This window comes from Dankookia sp. P2, assembly GCF_050632255.1.
Taxonomy (GTDB): domain Bacteria; phylum Pseudomonadota; class Alphaproteobacteria; order Acetobacterales; family Acetobacteraceae; genus Paracraurococcus.
Genome location: NZ_CP192581.1, coordinates 641,083 through 660,840 on the forward strand (window position 1 = coordinate 641,083; position 19,758 = coordinate 660,840).

A 19,758-nucleotide genomic window follows, 5' to 3' on the forward strand; every position below is an offset into this window, starting at 1 on the left:
CGACGCCCACTTTGGTCTGGCCTTCGGCCTCGTTGTTCCTCCGCTTACTGCTTGGCCTTGCAGGAGGCTAGCGGCAGCCCAAGCATAAAGGGAAGCATAAGCCTTCAACGGAGCCGATAGGCACCATCTATCACGACAGGAGGGCTGACCCGATGAACCTGCGGGATTTGCGCTACCTGCTGGCCGTGGCCGAGCATGAACATTTCGGTCGTGCCGCGGAGGCCTGCGGTATCAGTCAGCCAACCCTCTCGGTCCAGCTTCGCAAGCTGGAGGAGTCGTTGGGAGTTACGTTGTTCGAGCGCAGCAGCAAGGCTGTAGCGCCGACCGCCGCCTGTGCCCTGCTGATCGACCATGTCCGAAGCGCGATGACCGAGGTGGATGCGATCCTGGCCGTGGCGCGCAGCCTGCAGGATCCGCTGGCCGGGCCTTTTCGGCTCGGCATTATCCCGACGCTGGCGCCCTATCTGCTGCCGTTGATCTTCGCGCCGCTGCGCGAAGCGCTACCGACGCTCGAGCTTGAGCCATGGGAAGACCAGACTGCGGTGCTGCTGAAGCGGCTGCGTGCGCATGAGTTGGACGCCGCATTGCTGGCAACCAATGTGGATGGGCCGGACCTGGCCAGCCAGCCACTCTTCGCCGAGCCATTTTTCGCGGCGCTACCGCCGGAGCATCCACTCGCCACGCGGTCGGTGGTGGCGGAAGCCGATCTGGCGCCGGATATCTTGGTCCTGGCGGATGGGCATTGTCTGCGCGACCAGGCGCTCGAAGCTTGTGGCCGCAGCGGCGCGTTGGGCAGCACCCTGCGGGTCGCCAGCCTGTCGACACTGCTCAACATGGTCGCCGCCGGATATGGTACCACGCTGGTGCCGGGTCTCGCTGCAGGAGCGGCGCAGGATGCGGGAATCCTGCTGCGGCCACTGATGAGGCGGGCGGCGCGGACGGTGCGGCTTGCTTGGCGTGTGAGCTTCCCGAGGCGCGCGGCGCTGGATGCGGTCGGCGAGGTGATAGCCGGACGACTACGCGGCTTTGCAGAAGGCGCGGCGAGCGGGACGATTTAGCGTCAGTGAGGTTTTCAGGCCTCGCTCGGCCGTGGTTGACGCTCAGTCGTCTTCGACGCTGGCCCGGCGCCATGGCGTGAGCTCCTCGATGCGCCTGTTGGGCCATCCGGTAACGACGCGGGTCAGGAGATCGGCAAAGTAGCGCGACAGATCGAAATGGAGCGTGCAGATTTCGGCGGGAAGGCGCGAGCTTGCGGCGGGGAACCAAGCGCTCGACATTGCTGTCGAGGCGCTGCTGGAGGAACCGCGCGTGTTTGACTGAAAGCTGCTCGAGACAGCGCGTGTTGATCTCGTGGTCGGTGCATTCCTGACAGTGCTCGACCTTGGCGCTATCGTCGCACTTACGTTCAGGAGCGCGATTGGTGACCCCGGGCCAGTATTCCAGAGCTCGTGATGTGGGCCTTGGTTCGGGCTCTGACTCGAACCCGCTACCGGTCCGGTCAGATCGACCGAATGGGCTGGACGTCCCAGGCAGGTGGCGCAGGACTGCGCGCGACGCTCCTCGCGTTCGCAGCTACCTTCCTGGGGCGTGTGAGCAAGTGGTTGGCGCCCAAGGCTTGGAAGGTCCATCTGGCGCGATGTAGTGGGACAAAGAAGGCCCGCGTCGCCCTCGCATGAAAGCTGGCCGTCATGTTGCCCAGCATGTGTCAGGCTGATGAGCCCTTTGTCCCGATGGCCGCCAAGACGAGGCGAAACTTTACGGACGAGTTCAAGGCGGAGGCGGCGGCGCTGCTGACGATCAGCGACCGATCCCTGTCGGAGGAGCTTCGCAACGGCAGTCCGTCCTGCGGGCCTGGTGGCGCAAGCTAAAGCTAGGCTTACAGTCATCGCGTCCTGCCACGACGACCGAAGATGGTCCTGCGGTGTCGCTGGTTGCGATCACTGAGGTGGTTCCCAATCGTCGGACAGCTTGGCGGGCTGGATAAGCTCGGTCCAGGTTTCCGTCAGGCCGTCAATCTTGTCACCGCATAGGCCCCATACGCCTCGTCCTGGGTCCTGCCGTCCAAGCCAGAATGTGAGCATCGGGCATTGTAGTAGCCGATCCAGCTCGACAGCCGGTAGCAGCCGCGGAGATGGCGGAAAATCCGGCCTTGGCCGGGGCGTAAAGGCAGGGTGGCCATCGGACCTGGCGGCAAGGGTGGAGCTGCGAGGCTCCCACTTTTGGCCGGCCGAGGACTCGATGACCGGAAGCGAGAATGCCGCTGGCCGACCTGCTGGCGAAAGCCGGCGATAATGACTTTCTCCGCAGCGTCGCCGAGGCGGTGCTGCAGATGCTGATGGAGGCCGATGCGGAGGGCCTGATCGGCGCCGGGCGGCACGAGCGTACCGGCGAGCGGCTGAACTACCGGAGCGGCTTTTGAGACTGGACGCTCGACACCCGGCTTGGGTCGCTGCAATTGCAGGGTCCCGAAGCTGCGACGGAGCATGTCTTGGCGGATGTGTTTTGGATGCGGGGACAGGATTTGAACCTGTGACCTTCAGGTTATGAGCCTGACGAGCTACCGGGCTGCTCCACCCCGCGTGGGTGAGTATGTTGAGAGGTGAATGGTGAGGATCCGGCTGGGTGGCCCGGCGGCGACCGACTCTCCCGTTGCTTGAGCAACAGTACCATGGGCGCTGAGGTGTTTCACGGCCGAGTTCGGGATGGGATCGGGTGTATCAACCTTGCGATGACCACCGGGCCACCCGGCCGGATCCTTGGGGGAATGGAAGTGCGTGTTGGGCAAGGCGCGGCTTGGTGCTGCGTGCGGTGCCGTCTTTGTGGGACGGCGTTGCGTTGCGGTGTGATGGGAGTTCTATCGGGCGATTAGGACCGCTCGGCTGCACCGGTTACCCGGCTTCCACCTGCGGCCTATCAACGTGCTGGTCTGGCACGGCCCTCGAGGGAGACCTCGTTTAGAGGGGGTTTCCTGCTTAGATGCCTTCAGCAGTTATCCCGTCCGCACTTAGCTACCCAGCGATGCTCCTGGCGGAACAACTGGTACACCAGAGGTACGTCCATCCCGGTCCTCTCGTACTAGGGACAGATCCTCGCAAGTCTCCTACACCCACGGCAGATAGGGACCGAACTGTCTCACGACGTTCTAAACCCAGCTCACGTACCGCTTTAATCGGCGAACAGCCGAACCCTTGGGACCTGCTCCAGCCCCGGGATGCGATGAGCCGACATCGAGGTGCCAAACCTCCCCGTCGATGTGGACTCTTGGGGGAGATCAGCCTGTTATCCCTAGAGTACCTTTTATCCGTTGAGCGATGGCCCTTCCACGCGGGACCACCGGATCACTAAGGCCGACTTTCGTCTCTGTTCGCGCTGTCGCGCTCACAGTCAGGCGGGCTTATGCCTTTGCACTCAACAGCCGATGTCCGACCGGCTTGAGCCCACCATCGCGCGCCTCCGTTACCATTTGGGAGGCGACCGCCCCAGTCAAACTGCCCACCACGCAGGGTCCTGGCCCCGGCTTACGGGGCTCAGTTAGACGCCAGAAAGGCACAGGGTGGTATTTCAAGGTTGGCTCCACCAAGGCTGGCGCCCCGGCTTCGATGCCTCCCACCTATCCTACACAGTCCCTTCCTGGCGCCACTGCGAAGTTGCAGTAAAGGTTCATAGGGTCTTTCCGTCTGACCGCGGGTACCCCGCATCTTCACGGGGAGTTCAATTTCGCTGAGCCGATGCTGGAGACAGTGGGGAGGTCGTTACGCCATTCGTGCAGGTCGGAACTTACCCGACAAGGAATTTCGCTACCTTAGGACCGTTATAGTTACGGCCGCCGTTTACCGGGGCTTCGGTTCGATGCTTGCACATCTCCCCTTAACCTTCCGGCACCGGGCAGGCGTCAGACCCTATACGTCATCTCTCGATTTCGCAGAGCCCTGTGTTTTTACTAAACAGTCGCCACCCCCTGGTTTGTGTCACCCCACCCTGCTTGCGCAGAGAAGGGTCTCGCTTATCCCGAAGTTACGCGAGCAATTTGCCTAGTTCCTTCAGCATCGTTCTCTCAAGCGCCTTGGTATACTCTACCAGTCCACCTGTGTCGGTTTCGGGTACGGTCCATATGCCAGAGCTATTTCCCGAGCCGATCCAACTGCCACCCCAATCCGATAAGGGATAACAGAACTTCACGGCTGTCACTTCTGGCGGGCCCAGGAATCTTGACCTGGTTTCCATCGGCTACGGCTGTCGCCCTCGCCTTAGGGGCCGGCTCACCCTGCGCGGATTAACCTTGCGCAGGAACCCTTGGACTTTCGGCGAGCGGGTTTCTCACCCGCTTTGTCGCTACTCATGTCCGCATTCGCACTTCCCATACCTCCACGGGCCCTCGCGGGTCCCGCTTCGCAGGCTTAGGGAACGCTCCGCTACCACGCACTTTCGTGCATCCACAGCTTCGGCAGATGGCTTGAGCCCCGTTACATTTTCGCCGCGGGACAGCTATTAGACCAGTGAGCTATTACGCTTTCTTTAAAGGATGGCTGCTTCTAAGCCAACCTCCTGGTTGTTATGGCCGTCCTACATGCTTTCCCACTTAGCCATCATTTGGGGGCCTTAGCTGGTGGTCTGGGCTGTTTCCCTCTCGACAACGGACCTTAGCACCCGCTGTCTGTCTGCCGCCCTGTACTCGCCGGCATTCGGAGTTCGGTAGGGTTTGGTAGGACTTTGGGTCCCCCTAGCCCTTCCGGTGCTCTACCTCCGGCGGTAATCGAGCGACGATCTACCTCAATAGATTTCGCGGAGAACCAGCTATTTCCGAGTTTGATTGGCCTTTCACCCCTAGCCACAGCTTCATCCCCGACTTTTTCAACAGGCGTGGGTTCGGCCCTCCAGTGCGTGTTACCGCACCTTCAGCCTGGCCATGGCTAGATCACTCGGTTTCGGGTCTTCTACCGGCAACTCGACGCCCTGTTCGGACTCGCTTTCGCTGCGCCTACACCTCTCGGCTTAAGCTTGCTGCCAACAGAAACTCGCGGACCCATTATACAAAAGGTACGCCGTCACCCTTGCGGGCTCCGACTGCTTGTAGGCGCTCGGTTTCAGGTCTCTTTCACTCCCCTCGTCGGGGTGCTTTTCACCTTTCCCTCACGGTACTTGTGCACTATCGGTCGCCAAGGAGTATTTAGGCTTGGAGGGTGGTCCCCCCATGTTCAGACAGGGTTTCACGTGCCCCGCCCTACTCAAGGATCGCCACAAGCCATACGCCTACGGGGCTATCACCCACTCTGGCCGGCCTTTCCAGACCGTTTGGCTTAACTTGCAGCAACCACTGGCCTGCTCCGCTTTCGCTCGCCACTACTCGCGGAATCTCACTTGATGTCTTTTCCTCCAGGTACTGAGATGTTTCAGTTCCCCGGGTTCGCCTCCCACACCTATGTATTCAGTGCGGGATCTCCCTAAGGAGGGGTTTCCCCATTCGGACATCCGCGGATCAACGATCGCTCGCATCTCCCCGCGGCTTTTCGCAGCGTGCCACGTCCTTCATCGCCTCTTGGCGCCAAGGCATCCACCGAACGCCCTTGTCTCACTCACCATCCAATCACCACAACGCCCGCACGCAGTACCAAACCGCGCATCAAGCCCATGACGCATAGACAGCAAGCTCACGCTTACCAACTACACTTCCATTCCCAGATTCACCTGTCAAAGATCGCCCGCCAGGGCCAGGTCCGTAGACCCGACACCACGTGCGGCGGTTTTGGAAGCACGCACCCCTCGAGGCCCAAGGGCCGAGGCGCAACTCCGTCGGACTGAACTGCGCCTGCCGCGGCCATGCCGCGGCTGACCACCGCAGAGCGATGGCGACCGGCTCAGGTCAGTCTCCGGCGGATTTCCCACTCTCGGCGCAGCCGAGAGCGAAAATGGAGGCAAACGGATTCGAACCGATGACCCCCTGCTTGCAAAGCAGGTGCTCTACCAGCTGGCTATGCCCCCGCAGTACCGCACCCCGCAGATCCCACAGGACCCGACAGGCTGCATGCTGCATCATGCCTGCCGCGGCAGTGCCGCGACTTGCCTGCGCGCTTACGCGCCCCGGCAACCGGCTTACAGCACCCTCCGGGGATTTCTCATCCGGCGCAGCCGGATGAAAAATGGGCCAGGGAGGACTTGAACCTCCGACCCCACGCTTATCAAGCGTGTGCTCTAACCAACTGAGCTACTGGCCCCCAGGCCCCAGCATGCGCCAGGGCTTGATGAGCCCAATAGCCAGCCAGGGCCGGATCACGGAATGGAAGAAGGATGCGCGGACGGCGCCGACCTCGAAAGGCCAGGCTGCCGCGCGGGATCTTCCCAATGGCCAGCAAGGCTGGCCGGGCGCGATGGTGAATGGATCAGGATGCGCCAGGTACCGAACCCTCCATCCGAAGGATCGCGGCCCAGCATCGCTCGCAGGCGATGTGGTAGTCTTGTTCAGGTAGGTCGCAACCAGGGTACATCCGCACCCAGCGTCACGCACTATCCTTGAAAGGAGGTGATCCAGCCGCAGGTTCCCCTACGGCTACCTTGTTACGACTTCACCCCAGTCACTGACCCTACCGTGGTCGCCTAGCTCCTTGCGGTTACCGCAGCGACTTAAGGTAGAACCAACTCCCATGGTGTGACGGGCGGTGTGTACAAGGCCCGGGAACGTATTCACCGTGGCGTGCTGATCCACGATTACTAGCGATTCCACCTTCATGCACCCGAGTTGCAGAGTGCAATCCGAACTGAGACGGCTTTTGGGGATCGGCTCGGCCTTGCGACCTGGCGTCCCACTGTCACCGCCATTGTAGCACGTGTGTAGCCCAGCCCATAAGGGCCATGAGGACTTGACGTCATCCCCACCTTCCTCCGGCTTGTCACCGGCAGTTCCTCTAGAGTGCCCACCCAAACATGCTGGCAACTAAAGGCGAGGGTTGCGCTCGTTGCGGGACTTAACCCAACATCTCACGACACGAGCTGACGACAGCCATGCAGCACCTGTGCAGTCGGCCCCTTGCGGGGAAAGCGCATCTCTGCGCCGGTCCGACCCATGTCAAGGGCTGGTAAGGTTCTGCGCGTTGCTTCGAATTAAACCACATGCTCCACCGCTTGTGCGGGCCCCCGTCAATTCCTTTGAGTTTCAACCTTGCGGCCGTACTCCCCAGGCGGTGCGCTTACCGCGTTAGCTACGACACTGAGTGGCTAGGCCACCCAACATCCAGCGCACATCGTTTACGGCGTGGACTACCAGGGTATCTAATCCTGTTTGCTCCCCACGCTGTCGCGCCTCAGCGTCAGTAATGGACCAGCTCGCCGCCTTCGCCACCGGTGTTCTTCCCAATATCTACGAATTTCACCTCTACACTGGGAATCCCGCGAGCCTCTTCCATCCTCTAGCTCTGCCGTATCAAGCGCAGTCCCCAGGTTGAGCCCAGGAATTTCACGCCTGACTAACAGTGCCGCCTACGCGCCCTTTACGCCCAGTAATTCCGAGCAACGCTAGCCCCCTTCGTATTACCGCGGCTGCTGGCACGAAGTTAGCCAGGGCTTCTTCTACGGGTACCGTCATCATCGTCCCCGTCGAAAGGGCTTTACAATCCGAAGACCTTCTTCACCCACGCGGCATTGCTGGATCAGGCTTTCGCCCATTGTCCAATATTCCCCACTGCTGCCTCCCGTAGGAGTCTGGGCCGTGTCTCAGTCCCAGTGTGGCTGATCGTCCTCTCAGACCAGCTACCGATCGCAGGCTTGGTAGGCCTTTACCCCACCAACTACCTAATCGGACGCAGGCTGCTCCAAGGCGCCTTGCGGCTTTCTGCCTCAGCAGATGTGCGGTATTAGCCCCAGTTTCCCAGGGTTGTCCCCCACCTCAGGATACATTCCTACGCGATACTCACCCGTCCGCCACTGACATTGCTGCCCGTGCGACTTGCATGTGTTAAGCATGCCGCCAGCGTTCGCTCTGAGCCAGGATCAAACTCTCAGGTTCATCAACGCCTCAACCCTTCCAGGTCAGGCGCCATACCCGCGAACTCACATCCAAAACCCATCCATGCCATCACCACCCAGCCATCCCCGCCAGAACCACCAGACGCAAACCCCGCCACAACAACACCCACCATAGCCAGGCCCAAACCCAACCACAGCAGCGCCGCCCGCGCATCCCACTCCCCATCCCCAACGAGACAGATCAACGCAAGACACACCCAGCAAAAGCCCGCCCCCAGCCATCCCTCAAACAGGATAACCAAACAGCAACGCATTCCACTAAACGCGCTTCCAAAACCGATGCAGTTTTCAATGAACAACTTCCACTTGACCAAAGCCAAATGGCAAATCGCTTCACAACAACTTATCCCTCTGCCCCATCAGGGTCAGCAGGATTGCCGCGCTCAACGATTTAACCGCCTCATAGGCGAGCCGTGGATGCTGGCGATATCGCCAGGGATCGTCAAGCCCGAGCCATGCTGCGGTGGGCCAGTCTCTACGCCTGCCCGCCATTAGGGTCAACACCCCACATGGCAGTTTTACAAAAGCCTGCTCTTCCGGCGGGTCGCCGTGGCCGGCGATCCGATCCGGCCGGCTTAGCTGTCGACGCGGATATTGTTGTCGCGGATCACCCGGCCCCAGCGGTCGATCTCCCGCGCCAGGAACTGCCGACACTCCTCCGGCCCCGAGGCGCGCACATCGGCGCCCTGTTCCTCGATTTTGCCGCGTACGCCAGGATCGGCCAGCGCCTCCGCCAGCGCCTCCCGCATCCGCGTCAGGATCGGCTCCGGCGTCCCGGCCCGGCCGAGGAAGGCCCACCAGGTCGGTGCCTCGAACCCGGCGAAGCCCTGCTGGGCAAAGCTCTTCACCCCCGGCACGTGCCGCGTCTCCCCGGCCATCGTCACGCCCAGCGGCCGCAGCGTCCCCGCCTTGATGTGCTGGCTGATGATGACGACGTTCGACATGAACAATGGCACATTGCCGGCCACCGCGTCCTGCACCGCCGGCCCGCCGCCCCGGTAGGGGACATGCACCAGGCTGAACCCGCCCTGCTGCTGCAGCAGCGTGGTCGAGACATGCGCCAGACCGCCGACGCCAGAACTCGCATAGCTGATCGTGTCCGGCGCCGCCTTGGCCGCGGCGACCACGTCCTGGAAGCTCTGGTAGGGCGTGCTCTGGTGCGCCACCAGCGCCAGCGGCCCATCCGCCACCAGGCTCACCGGCGCGAAGGCCTCGAGTGCTTTGTAGGGCAGCCGGAACAGGGTCTGGTTGGTCGCCTCGTTGTCATAGGCCAGCATCCAGGTGCTGCCGTCCGGCGCCGAGCGCGCCGCCTCGATCGCCCCGATCGAGCCCGAGGCGCCGCCCCGGTTGTCGATGATCACCGGCTTGCCCAGTACCTCGGCCAGCTTTGGCTGGAAGATCCGCGCGATAGTGTCGGTCGACCCGCCCGGCGGCCAGGACACGATCAGGCGGATCGGCCGGTCTGGCCAGGCCGATTGCGCACGCAGGAGCGCGGGGCAGGCAAGGCCCGCGGCCAGTCCGGCCAGCAGGGTACGACGGTGCATGGGCGATCCTCGGTTTCGGCCTTGCTGCGGCCCGATGAAGCTGGCGCGCAAATGGACCTGATCGCGTTGCGACTCAAGACCTGCGCGGGGCGTCCCTGTCGAGGCCGCCTCCAGCGCCTCCCCCGTCCGGAAGCTTTCCTCGATATGCCGTGCCAGGGCCTCCGCAACCGGGGTTCCCGGGCCGCGCAGCAGGCCGATGGCAAAGTCGGGCAGCGCCGGCAGCCCCTCCTCCGCTCCCAGCCGCCGCACCCCGTCCGGCAACGGCACGGGCATCGCCACCGTCACCGCCAGCCCGGCCAGCGCCACCGCCAGGCAGCCGGACAGCGAGGCCGAGGTATAGGCCATCCGCCAGGGCATCCCTGCCTCCTCCAGCGCCTCGATCGCCGCCCGCCGCCAGGAACAGCCGCCTCGTGCCAGCGTCATCGGCAAGGGCCGGCGCCGTGCCACCTCCTCGATCCCCACCCAGTGCAGCGGCCCGCGCCAGAGCCAGCGCGCCCGCCCGCCCGGCGGCTCGTTGCCCTCCGACAGCAGGGTCAGGTCCAGCTCGCCCGCCGCCAGCCGGTCGACCAGCTCGTTGGACGGGGCGCAGGTCACCTCCACCTGCACCGCCGGATGACTGGCGGCATAGCGGGAGAGGATGCCGGGCAGCCAGCCCAGCGCATAATCGTCCGGCGAGCCGAGCCGGACCTGCCCGGCAACCTCCGGCTGGCGGAAGCTCGCCACGATTTCGTCGTTCAGCGCCAGGAGCCGCCGGGCGCGTTCCAGCAGCCACTGGCCATGCGGTGTCGGCTCCACCCCACGAGCGCCGCGCAGCAGCAGCGACTGGCCCAGCGCTTCCTCCAGCCGGCGGATCTGCATGGAGACGGCCGATTGCGTCCGGCCCACCGCCTGGGCGGCGCGGGTGAAGCTGCCGCCTTCGGCGATCAGGACGAAGCTGCGCAGCAGGTCGGGATCGAGGCCGGGGGGCAGTGCGAGCATGGCCATATATAAAGGCCGCTGATGGGTAACGTCAATGCAATTCGTTTTCCTTATTTCGCCTCGCCCCGCATCCTCCTTGTCCTGAGGAGCCCATCCTCGGGCCGGGAAAAGGAGATCCCACCATGGCCATCCGCAGCACCCTGTCCTTCGGCCTTTTGGCGCGCTCGGCGCCGGCCCCGAAAGCGCCGCGTCCCGGACTCTGGGTCATGCTGCGCGCCATCTGGACCCGCCGGCAATTGGCGGAGATGGACGACCGCATGCTGCGCGACATCGGCATCAGCCGGGTGGATGCGTTGCAGGAGGCGGACCGGCTGCCCTGGGACCTGACGCCGCGTCCATAAGCAAGACCGCAGGGGAAGCCATTCCCCTGCGGTCATCCTGTCTTTTCTTTCCGGCCCCGCTATTCCAGCGTGGCGTCCAACGAGATCTCGGCGTTCAGCACACGGCTGACCGGGCATGTCGCCTTGGCATCGGCTGCAAGCGACTGAAACTGCTCCGGGCTCGCGCCGGGGACCTTGGCCTTCAGCACCAGCGCGATCGCGGCGATCTTCCAGCCGGCGCCCTCCTGCTCCATCGTCAGCTTCGCCTCGGTCGCCAGGCTCTCCGGCGTCAGCCCGGCACCCTGCAGCTTGAAGGCCAAGGCCATGGTGAAGCAGCCGGCATGCGCGGCGGCGATCAGTTCCTCGGGGTTGGTCCCCTGCCCGTCGCCGAAGCGGCTGTTGAAGCCATAGGGCGTGCCCTTCAGGGTTCCGCTCTGGGTGGTCAGCGCCCCTTTCCCGTCCTTGCCCGTGCCCTGCCACTGGGCACTCGCGCTGCGCTTGATGCTGGCCATGCTCGGCTCCTCTCGATGATCCGGGGCCCCGGCGCGCCTGCCGCGCGCCCCGCCCGTTGCCGGACCATCCAAAGACCGGCGAAGGCCTAACGTTGCATCGGCCAATCCCTGGGCGGGACGAAAAGTGCCGGGTCGAGGGGGCCATACTCCACCCGCACCGCTTCCATCATCTCGGTCATGCCCTGACGCCGCGTCTGGCTTCGCAGCATCACCCCGTCGGCCGCCAGGCAGAACTCCGTCCCGTCCTCGGCCGGCTTCTGCACTTCCCGCACCCGCCAACGCGTGCAGGCAATGCCGGCGACCTGGTCGGTGCCGAGGCGCGTCACCTGGAAGTCCGGGTCACGTGCGACCTCCCGGAGATCCATTTCGTCGTCGTCGACCGCCTGCTCGACCACACGCCCATAGAGCGGGTCCTGCCGGCTGGTCGAGAACATGTACCGCCGCTTCGCCTGCGGGTCGGTGATGCCGATAAGGCCGGCATTCTCCTGCCGCTGCCGTCCCGTCGCGGCGGAAACCAGGGTCCGCAGCCGAAGCTCCCCACCCGGGAAGAGCGGGTTCGGCGAGCGATAGGTGATGGCGACGTCCTGCGCAGGCTTCAGCAGCGGCGGCATATCCTGCGCCAGGGCCGGCGGCGCCGCGATGGCACCCAGGACAAGCAACGGGGCAAAGCGCATGCCGGTATCTCCGGAAGATCGGAAGACACAGCCTCCCCTGCGGGGAGGTCCGGCTCAAGCGGTAATGGGAACGCCCCGGTGACGTGTCCGGGCCGCGGCGCGCTACTCCGCCGCCGGCATCCCCGCTGCTTGGTTGGCCCCCTGGCTCGCCCCTTGGCGCCGCAGCGTCGCCATCTCCGCCCGCAGCGCCGCCAGTTCGGCCCGCAGCGTGGCGATCTCCCTCTCCCACCGGGTCGCAGGGCATGTCGAGCAACCCATAGCCCGGGCTGGGCATCGGCGCCGCACGCCCGACCGAGGCGCCCGTCAGGATGCGGTGCTCATGCGGCGGCCGGGCCGGGATGCCGATGACGGTCTCGCCCGCCGGCACCTCGCTCGCCACCACCGCATTGGCGCCGATGCGCGCGCCGTCGCCGATGCGGATCGGCCCCAGCACCTGCGCCCCGGCGCCGATCGCCGCGCCGTCGCCGATCGTCGGGTGGCGCTTGCCGCCCGGCCCGGCGCGATCTGCCAGGCTGAGCCCGCCCAGGGTCACGCCATGATAGATCAGCACGTCGTCGCCGACTTCCGCCGTCTCGCTGATCACCACGCCCATGCCATGGTCGATGAACAGCCGCCGGCCGATCTTCGCACCGGGATGGATCTCGATCCCAGTGATGAAGCGGCTGGTGTGGGAGACGGTGCGTGCCAGCACCTTGAAGCCGGTGCGATAGAGCGCGTGCGCGACGCGATGCAGCAGGACCGCCTGCAGCCCGGCATAGCAGGTCACCGCCTCGAACAGGCTGGGCCTGGCGGGATCGCGTTCGCGGATCGTGCGGGCGAGCTTGATGATCTCCAAGGCGGGTCTCCTCAGGCCAGCCAGGGCGGCACCGGCAGCCCCTTCTCGCGCAGGAATCCAGGATTGAACAACTTGCTCTGGTAGCGGGCGCCACCATCGCAAAGAATGGTCACGATGGTGTGGCCCGGCCCCATCTGCCGCGCCACGGCGATGGCGGCGGCGACGTTCACCCCGGCCGAGCCGCCGACCGAGATGCCCTTCGTGCTGCTGCAGGTCGAAGACCTGCTCCAGCGCCACCGGGTCGGTCACCTGCACCGCATCGTCGATGCAATCGCGGCCGTGCTCGAGGTTGGCCGGCGCGGCGGTGGCCTGGCCGATGCCCTCGGTGATCGAGTTGCCTTCGGCCTTCACCTCGCCGGTCTTGACCCAGGAATAGAGCCCGCTGCCCATCGGGTCGGCCAACACGATGCGCACCTTCGGGTTGTGCGCCTTTAGCGCGCGGGCGACGCCCGACAGCGTGCCGCCGGTGCCGCAGGCGCAGGTAAAGGCATCGACGCGGCCTCCGGTCTGCTCCCAGATCTCCGGCCCGGTCGTCGCCTCATGCGCGGCGGCATTGGCTAGGTTGCCGAACTGGTTGGCCCAGATCACCCGCTCTCCCTTCGCTGCCAACTCCTCGGCAATGGTGCGGGAGAAATCCACGTAGTGTCCCGGTCGCGCAGCGGCTTCGGATCCACCAGCCGCAGGTCGGCGCCGATCATCCTGAGGAAGTCGAGCTTTTCCCGGCTTTGCGTCCGGGGGACGACGATGATTGCCTTGTAGCCGCGCGCATTCGCTACCAGCGTCAGGCCGATGCCGGTATTGCCGGCCGTTCCTTCCACCACGATTCCCGGCTCCTCGGGGTGAGGCTTCGCGCCGCTCGGCATCCTCGATGATCCCGAGGCCGGCGCGGTCCTTCACGCTGCCGCCAGGCTGCATGAACTCCGCCTTGCCGAGGATCTCGCAGCCGGTCGCCGCACTGGCGCGGCGGAGGCGGATGAGCGGCGTATGCCCCACGGCGCCGGCGAAGCCGTCCACCACGTGCATCCGAGTCGGGGTATTCGGCTGGGCGCTCATGGGTCCTCCACGCTTTCTGTGATCTGCGGCTCGTCCAGGCCCGGGATTCAAGGGGCTTGCGTGCATTCCTGCCCTGCACCCATGAACCCGCATGCGTACCCTGCCCGGTAACGCTTGACCTGACCCGGTCCGCTACAAGAACATAGCGCGAACACGCCATGACATCGCCCTCCGATTCCCCGCCGGCTTCGCTGCCTGGCCACGCCCTGGACCGCCCCTGCCGTGCTGGCGGCGCTGCGCGCGCGCATCGCCCGGCTGACCGCAGCGGCGCCCGGCCCGAGGGCGACAGCCTCGCCCTTGTGCAGCGCCATCGACCAGCGCCTGCCCGGCGGCGGCCTGGCGCGCGCCGCGGTGCACGAGGTGTTGGCGGCCGATCCCGGCGCGGCGGCAGGCTTCTGCGGCCTGTTGCTGGCACGGGCACGCGGGACGGTGCTGTGGATCGCCGCCGAGCCGGATGCCTGGCCACCTCGGCCTGGCGCGCTTCGGCCTCTCGCCCGCCGACCTGGTGCTGGTGCAGGCGCCGCGGCGGCAGGATGCGCTCTGGGCGATGGAGGAGAGCCTGCGCTGCCCCGGCATCGCCGGCGCGCTGCTGGCGGTGAACGGGCTGACCTGACCGCCGCGCGCCGGCTGCAACTCGCGGCCGAGGCGGGCGGCGCCATCGGCCTGCTGCTGCGCCCGGACGGCGAGGCGGAGGCGGGCGCCACCGCGGCGCTGACGCGCTGGCGGGTCGGCGCGCGCTGGCCGGCACGGGCGGCGCGCATGACCTGGGTGATCCGCGCTGGAGCTTGAGATTGCTGCGCGGCCGCGGTGCCCGGCCGCAGCGCTGGGAGGTGGTCTGGCGCCCCGCGGCGGAACGGCTGGACCTGGATGATGCAGGGACGGAGATCGAGCCGGAGACGGAGGTCGAAGCAGCGCCGGTGCAGGCGAGGCGCCGTGCGGCGATGAGGCGACGTGCCTGCACGCCGCCGCGCCTGTCCCAGGACATGAGCGCCGCTGCCGCCCCACCGGCGCCAGCGCCCGACACCCCGCCTGGCGCCGCCCAGTCGTCCCGCCGCATCGCCGCCCTGCACCTGCCCTGGCTGCCGGTCGAGCGTCGGTGCCTGACCGGCCCTGCCGCGATCTGGACCACCGAGGGCAGCCGCCGTGTCCTGGTCGCCGTCAGCCCGGATGTCGCCGCCGCCGGCCTCCGCCCCGGCCAGGCCCTGGCCGATGCCCAGGCCATCCTCCCCGAGCTCGGCGCTGCACCCGCATGCGCCGGAAGCCGATGCCGCCTCGGCTGCGCCGCCTGGCGTATTGGGCGCGCTGCGTCACTCCGCTGCCGGCGCTCGACCCGCCGGACGGACTGCTGCTGGACGTCACCGGCATCGCCCATCTGCATGGCGGAGAGGAAGCGCTGCGCTTGGCCCTCGTCGCCCGCTTCGCCCGCGCCGGCGTCACGGTGCAGGTGGCCATCGCCGGCACGGCGGATTGCGCCGCGGGCCTGGCGCGGGCTGGGGGTCGGGATCGTCGTGCCGCCGGGCGAGGCGGCGCTCGCCGTTGCCCCCTCCCTGCAGGCGCTGCGCCTGCCGGCGGCCAGCATCGCCGCGTTGCACCGGCTCGGCCTGCGCCGCGTCGGCGACCTGCTGCGGCAGCCGCGCGGGCCGCTGGCCAGGCGCTTCGGCCTGGGACTGCTGGCGACGCTCGACGCCGCCACCGGCCTCCGCCCGAGGCCGCTCCGCCCGCTGCGGCCACCACCCGATTTCCTGGCGGCGCGCGACTTCCTGGAGCCGCTGGTAACGCGGGAAGCGATCGATGCCACCCTCGCGCTGCTGCTGCCCGAGCTCCGCCGTACTGCAGGAGGCCGGCCAGGGCGCCCGCCGCTTCCTGCTGCACGCATTCCGCGTCGATGGCGTGGTGCAGCTTGCGGCAATCGGCACCGGCCTGCCCGCGCGCGACCCGCTCCACATCGCCCGCCTGTTCCGCGACAAACTGGAGAAGCTGGAACCCGGCTTCGGCTTCGAACGCCTGGCGCTGGAAGCCCGTGCCTGTGCGCCGCTGACCGCCGCGCAAGCCGCGCTGCCCGGAGAGGACGGTGCCTCCCCCGACATGCGCCGCCAGACCCTGGCCGAACTGCTCGACCGCCTCTCCCAGCGCGTCGAGGTCTGGCGCCTGGCGCCGCGTGCCAGCCACTGGCCGGAACGCGCCATCTTCCGCGTCGGCCCCTTCGAGAGCGTGCTGCCGCCCCCCGGCTGGCCCGGCAGCGGCCCGCGCCCGGTGCGTCCTGCTGCGCCGGCCGGTGCGGCTTTCGGCGGTGGCGCTGCTGCCGGATGCACCGCCCTCCCTGCTGCGGCTCGGCCGAGCCTCCTGGCGGGTGCTGCGGGCGGAGGGGCCGGAGCGCATCGCACCGGAATGGTGGCGGGACCGGCCAGGGCGGCCCTTCCGCGACTACTACCGGGTGCAGCTGGTCACGGGGGCAAGGCTCTGGGTCTCGCCGCTCCGGCATCGCGGTGCCGGGAGAGGAGACGCAATGGTGGCTGCATGGGCGGTTCGAGTGAGGCAAGGGGCGATGCCCCTCGCACGCCCCGCCAAAGGCCGAAAGGCCTCTGGACACCTCGGGTCTGCACGATGACCAGCGGATTTGCCGGAGCTGGCCGCGCTGTCGGATTCTCAGCTTCCTTGACGGCGCTTCGCATCCGCAGGAGCTCGTCGCAGAAGCGAAAGCGTTGGGGCATGCCGCCATCGGCATCGCCGACCACAACAGTTTTGCGGGTTTGGTGCGCGGCACCGTGGCGGCGGAGCAGGCAGGGATCCAATCTGTCCCCGGTGCGCGGCTTACGCTGCTGGATGGCTGCACGTATCTCGCCTGGCCGACCGATCGCGCCGCCTATGGCAGGCTCTCGCATTTGATCTCGACCGGCCGGATGGAGGCACCGAAGGGTGAATGCCACATCCCACGCGATGCGCTGCTCGCCGCGGCCGAGGGCATGGTCCTGGCTTTGGTCCCGCCCGACGAGCCGGATGACGCCTTCGCCCGGCGCCTGACGCGCGATGCCGCGACGCTGCGCCGCAGCCTCGCCCTGCCGCTGTTCTGCGCCGCGCAGCATCGCTACCGCGGCGACGACCGCAAGCGGCTGGACCGGCTCGCCGCCATGGCGGGCGCGGCCGGCGTGCCGCTGCTCGCCGCCGGCGCCGCACGCTACCACCGAGCGGAGCGTCGCCGCCTGGCCGATGTGCTGGCTGCCATCCGGCTCGGCACCACCATTGATGCGCTGGGCTATGCGGCGGAGCGCAATGCCGAGGCGCATCTGAAGCCCACCACCGAGATGCGGCGACTGTTCGCTGGGCATGAGGACGCCATCGACGCCACGCTGCGCGTCGCCGCCGCCTGCCGCTTTTCCCTCCGCGAGCTCGCCTATGAATACCCGGACGAGATCCTCGAGCCCGGCCTGACGCCGCAGCAGACTCTGGCGAAGCGGGTGGCCGAGGCCGCCACGGTGAAATGGCCGGAGGGCCCGCCAGGCAAGGTCGCGGCACAGCTCTACTACGAGCTCGGCCTGATCGAGCGCATGGGCTACGCGCCCTATTTCCTGACAGTGCACGAGATCGTCCGCTTCGCCATCAGTGAGGGATCCTGTGCCAGGGCCGCGGCTCGGCAGCCAATTCCGCGGTCTGCTACGTGCTCGGCATCACCTCGGTCGACCCAAGCAAGCATGCGCTGCTCTTCGAACGCTTCATCAGCGAGTCGAGGAACGAGCCGCCCGACATCGACGTGGATTTCGAGCACGAGCGGCGCGAGGAGGTGATCCAGCATATCTATTGGCGCTACGGCCGCGACCGCGCCGCCATCGCCGCCACCCTGATCCGCTACCGCGACCGCAGCGCGATCCGCGAGGTCGGCAAGGCGATGGGCCTGTCGGAAGATGTGACGGGGCGGCTAGCGAAATCCGTCTGGGCGCCGGCGGCGCCTCCATTGCCGAGATCGCCGCCGACCAGGGGCTGCGGCCGGAGGAGGACGCCCGCCTGCGCATGGCCTGCGAACTGACCGAGGAATTGCTGGACTTCCCCCGCCACCTGGCGACGCATGTCGGCGGCTTCGTCATCACCCGCGGCCGGTTGACGGAACTCGCCATCGTCACCAAGGCGGCGATGGATGACCGCCACACCATCGAATGGGACAAGGACGACATCGAGGCACTGGAGATCCTCAAGGTCGATGTCCTGGGCCTCGGCATGCTGTCCTGCATCCGCCGCGCCTTCGACTTGGTCGCCATGCATGGCGGGCAGCAGCTAACCCTGCAATCCGTGCCGCAGGACGACGCCGAGACCTATGCCATGCTGCGCCGCGCAGACAGCCTCGGCGTCTTCCAGGTGGAGAGCCGGGCGCAGATGAACATGCTGCCACGCCTGCGGCCCACAAACTTCTATGATCTGGTCATCCAGGTGGCGATCGTCCGCCCCGGCCCGATCCAGGGCGACATGGTGCATCCCTACCTGCGTCGGCGCAGCGGCGAGGAGGAGCCGACCTATCCCTCGGAGACGCTCAGGCCGGTGCTGGAGAAGACCCTCGGCGTGCCGCTCTTCCAGGAGCAGGCGATGCAGATCGCCATCGTCGGCGCCGGCTTCACCCCGGCCCGCGCCGACGAGCTGCGCCGCGCCATGGCGACCTTCCGCCATGTCGGCACCATCTGGCAATTCCGCCAGGAGTTCACCGTCGGCATGGCGCGGAACGGCATTCCGGCGGAGTTTGCCGACCGCTGCTTCCGCCAGATCGAGGGCTTCGGCACCTATGGCTTCCCGGAAAGCCATGCCGCCGCCTTCGCCCAGCTTCGTCTATGTCTCCGCCTGGCTGAAGCGCTGGCATCCCGCCGCCTTCGCCTGCGCCCTGCTGAACAGCCAGCCGATGGGCTTCTATGCGCCCGCCCAGATCGTCCGCGACGCGCGGGGAGCACGGCGTGCGCATCCTGGCCACCGATGCGCTCGCGACAGCGACTGGGACTGCACGCTGGAGGCCGATCCGGAGAGCAAGGGCGGCTTCGCCCTAAGGCTGGGCCTGCGCCAGGTGCAGGGCTTACCCGAGGCGACGGCGACGCGTATCGCCGCAGCCCGCCCGGTGCGTTCGCTCGCCGACCTCATCCGCCGCGCCGCAATCGACCGCGGCGCGGTGGAGCGGCTGGCGGCGGCGGATGCCTTCCGCTCGCTCGGCCTCGACCGCCGCACCGCGCTGTGGGAGGCCGCGGCGGTCGAGGCCCCTGCCCCGCTGCAGGGCGAGCTCTTCGAGCCCGCCGCCAACCCGCCCGCGACGACGGCCGGGGAGGAGACGGTGCTGGACTACACCGCGACCGGCCTGTCGCTGCGCCACCATCCGCTGGCCCTGCTGCGCCCGGTGCTGCAGGCCGAGGACCTGGCCGATACCCGCGTGCTGAATGCGGCGAAGCGCGGCGCCTGGATCTCGCCTGCCTGGCTTGGTGCTGGTGCGGCAACGCCCGGGCAGCGCCAAGGGCGTGGTCTTCTTCACGGTCGAGGATGAATGGGGCATCGCCAACCTGGTCGTCTACCCTGACCTCGCCAGCACCTTCCGTGCCGTCGTCGTCGCCGCCCGGCTGGTCGTCGCCGAGGGCCGGGTCGAGCGGCTGGATGCCGCGGTGCCGATCATCCATTTGATCGTGCGGCGGCTGATCGACCGGTCGGAACTGCTGGCCGGCCTCGCCACTCTGGATGACCCGGCACAGGCACCCTGGCGCCGCGCCCTGGCCCGTGCCGACGAGGTCGAGAAACCCGATCTGCGCGGGGATCCCCGGATGAAGCTGCCGCCGAGCCGGGACTTCCACTGAACCGCAGCGGCTTGTT

The 19,758-nt window shown here is 66.9% G+C and carries 11 protein-coding genes, 3 tRNA genes, 3 rRNA genes and 4 pseudogenes; 9 read left to right on the forward strand and 12 right to left on the reverse strand.

Annotated features, from left to right (window positions below):
- Positions 1–152: 152 nt before the first annotated feature.
- Positions 153–1,058: a LysR substrate-binding domain-containing protein gene (locus ACQ86J_RS03745; RefSeq protein WP_431270081.1), complete on the forward strand. Its 906-nt coding sequence runs from the start codon at positions 153–155 to the stop codon at positions 1,056–1,058.
- Between the two features lie 42 nt (positions 1,059–1,100).
- Here the strand turns inward: ACQ86J_RS03745 and ACQ86J_RS03750 are convergent, their stop codons facing one another.
- Positions 1,101–1,277, reverse strand: a complete 177-nt coding sequence (locus tag ACQ86J_RS03750; RefSeq protein WP_431270082.1) for a transposase domain-containing protein — start codon at positions 1,275–1,277, stop codon at positions 1,101–1,103.
- Positions 1,278–2,254: 977 nt separating this feature from the next.
- On the opposite strand from ACQ86J_RS03750, the pseudogene ACQ86J_RS03755 reads away from it, so the two are divergent.
- Positions 2,255–2,480: pseudogene (locus tag ACQ86J_RS03755) on the forward strand (transposase); the annotation flags it as partial.
- 23 nt (positions 2,481–2,503) lie between these two features.
- Here the strand turns inward: ACQ86J_RS03755 and ACQ86J_RS03760 are convergent.
- From ACQ86J_RS03760 to ACQ86J_RS03790, 7 genes are all read right to left on the reverse strand, one after another.
- Positions 2,504–2,580: transfer RNA gene (locus tag ACQ86J_RS03760), tRNA-Met, on the reverse strand.
- A gap of 45 nt (positions 2,581–2,625) precedes the next feature.
- Positions 2,626–2,740: ribosomal RNA gene (gene rrf / locus ACQ86J_RS03765) — 5S ribosomal RNA — on the reverse strand.
- Between the two features lie 104 nt (positions 2,741–2,844).
- A 23S ribosomal RNA gene (locus ACQ86J_RS03770) occupies positions 2,845–5,578 on the reverse strand.
- A 329-nt stretch (positions 5,579–5,907) separates the two neighbouring features.
- Positions 5,908–5,979: transfer RNA gene (locus ACQ86J_RS03775), tRNA-Ala, on the reverse strand.
- Between the two features lie 159 nt (positions 5,980–6,138).
- Positions 6,139–6,212, reverse strand: a tRNA-Ile gene (locus ACQ86J_RS03780).
- Between the two features lie 298 nt (positions 6,213–6,510).
- Positions 6,511–7,996: ribosomal RNA gene (locus ACQ86J_RS03785) — 16S ribosomal RNA — on the reverse strand.
- The 16S, 23S and 5S rRNA genes sit together here with 3 tRNA genes alongside, the layout of an rRNA operon.
- A 595-nt stretch (positions 7,997–8,591) precedes the next feature.
- Positions 8,592–10,538, reverse strand: coding sequence for a tripartite tricarboxylate transporter substrate-binding protein (locus ACQ86J_RS03790; protein ID WP_431270083.1), 1,947 nt, complete (start codon positions 10,536–10,538; stop codon positions 8,592–8,594).
- Positions 10,539–10,660: 122 nt separating this feature from the next.
- Between ACQ86J_RS03790 and ACQ86J_RS03795 the strand changes: the two genes are divergently transcribed.
- On the forward strand, positions 10,661–10,879 hold the full coding sequence (locus ACQ86J_RS03795; protein WP_431270084.1) for a DUF1127 domain-containing protein: 219 nt from the start codon (positions 10,661–10,663) through the stop codon (positions 10,877–10,879).
- Between the two features lie 59 nt (positions 10,880–10,938).
- On the opposite strand, the gene ACQ86J_RS03800 is transcribed toward ACQ86J_RS03795, so the two are convergent.
- The 4 genes and pseudogenes from ACQ86J_RS03800 to ACQ86J_RS03815 form a co-directional block, all read right to left on the reverse strand.
- On the reverse strand, positions 10,939–11,370 hold the full coding sequence (locus ACQ86J_RS03800; RefSeq protein ID WP_193560459.1) for an OsmC family protein: 432 nt from the start codon (positions 11,368–11,370) through the stop codon (positions 10,939–10,941).
- An 86-nt stretch (positions 11,371–11,456) separates the two neighbouring features.
- Positions 11,457–11,735, reverse strand: coding sequence for a hypothetical protein (locus tag ACQ86J_RS03805; protein WP_431270085.1), 279 nt, complete (start codon positions 11,733–11,735; stop codon positions 11,457–11,459).
- Entirely contained in the window at positions 11,710–12,810 is a 1,101-nt protein-coding gene (gene epsC / locus ACQ86J_RS03810) for a serine O-acetyltransferase EpsC (RefSeq protein ID WP_431272276.1), read from the reverse strand. The genes ACQ86J_RS03805 and epsC overlap by 26 nt, the downstream gene beginning before the upstream one ends.
- 80 nt (positions 12,811–12,890) lie before the next feature.
- A pseudogene (locus ACQ86J_RS03815) lies at positions 12,891–13,902 on the reverse strand (cysteine synthase A).
- A gap of 252 nt (positions 13,903–14,154) precedes the next feature.
- Here ACQ86J_RS03815 and ACQ86J_RS03820 point away from each other — a divergent pair.
- The 6 genes and pseudogenes from ACQ86J_RS03820 to ACQ86J_RS03845 all read left to right on the forward strand — a co-directional run bounded on the left by ACQ86J_RS03820 (position 14,155) and on the right by ACQ86J_RS03845 (position 19,742).
- Positions 14,155–14,721: a hypothetical protein gene (locus ACQ86J_RS03820; protein ID WP_431270086.1), complete on the forward strand. Its 567-nt coding sequence runs from the start codon at positions 14,155–14,157 to the stop codon at positions 14,719–14,721.
- 2 nt (positions 14,722–14,723) lie between these two features.
- Positions 14,724–16,466: a hypothetical protein gene (locus ACQ86J_RS03825; protein WP_431270087.1), complete on the forward strand. Its 1,743-nt coding sequence runs from the start codon at positions 14,724–14,726 to the stop codon at positions 16,464–16,466.
- A gap of 168 nt (positions 16,467–16,634) precedes the next feature.
- Positions 16,635–17,953: pseudogene (locus ACQ86J_RS03830) on the forward strand (hypothetical protein).
- Positions 17,938–18,582: pseudogene (locus ACQ86J_RS03835) on the forward strand (error-prone DNA polymerase); the annotation flags it as partial. The pseudogenes ACQ86J_RS03830 and ACQ86J_RS03835, both read left to right, overlap by 16 nt.
- A gap of 133 nt (positions 18,583–18,715) precedes the next feature.
- Positions 18,716–19,438: a hypothetical protein gene (locus tag ACQ86J_RS03840; protein ID WP_431270088.1), complete on the forward strand. Its 723-nt coding sequence runs from the start codon at positions 18,716–18,718 to the stop codon at positions 19,436–19,438.
- Positions 19,383–19,742, forward strand: coding sequence for a hypothetical protein (locus tag ACQ86J_RS03845; RefSeq protein WP_431270089.1), 360 nt, complete (start codon positions 19,383–19,385; stop codon positions 19,740–19,742). Before ACQ86J_RS03840 ends, ACQ86J_RS03845 begins: the two co-directional genes overlap by 56 nt.
- Positions 19,743–19,758 lie beyond the last annotated feature (16 nt).

Bases quoted from the DNA above. Each gene is read 5' to 3' on its own strand.
- ACQ86J_RS03790 (WP_431270083.1), bottom strand. From the start codon at position 10,538: ATGCTCGCACTGCCCCCCGGCCTCGATCCCGACCTGCTGCGCAGCTTC.
- ACQ86J_RS03800 (WP_193560459.1), bottom strand. From the start codon at position 11,370: ATGGCCAGCATCAAGCGCAGCGCGAGTGCCCAGTGGCAGGGCACGGGC.
- ACQ86J_RS03750 (WP_431270082.1), bottom strand. From the start codon at position 1,277: ATGTCGAGCGCTTGGTTCCCCGCCGCAAGCTCGCGCCTTCCCGCCGAA.
- ACQ86J_RS03795 (WP_431270084.1), top strand. From the start codon at position 10,661: ATGGCCATCCGCAGCACCCTGTCCTTCGGCCTTTTGGCGCGCTCGGCG.
- ACQ86J_RS03805 (WP_431270085.1), bottom strand. From the start codon at position 11,735: ATGGATCTCCGGGAGGTCGCACGTGACCCGGACTTCCAGGTGACGCGC.
- ACQ86J_RS03840 (WP_431270088.1), top strand. From the start codon at position 18,716: ATGCCGCCGCCTTCGCCCAGCTTCGTCTATGTCTCCGCCTGGCTGAAG.
- ACQ86J_RS03745 (WP_431270081.1), top strand. From the start codon at position 153: ATGAACCTGCGGGATTTGCGCTACCTGCTGGCCGTGGCCGAGCATGAA.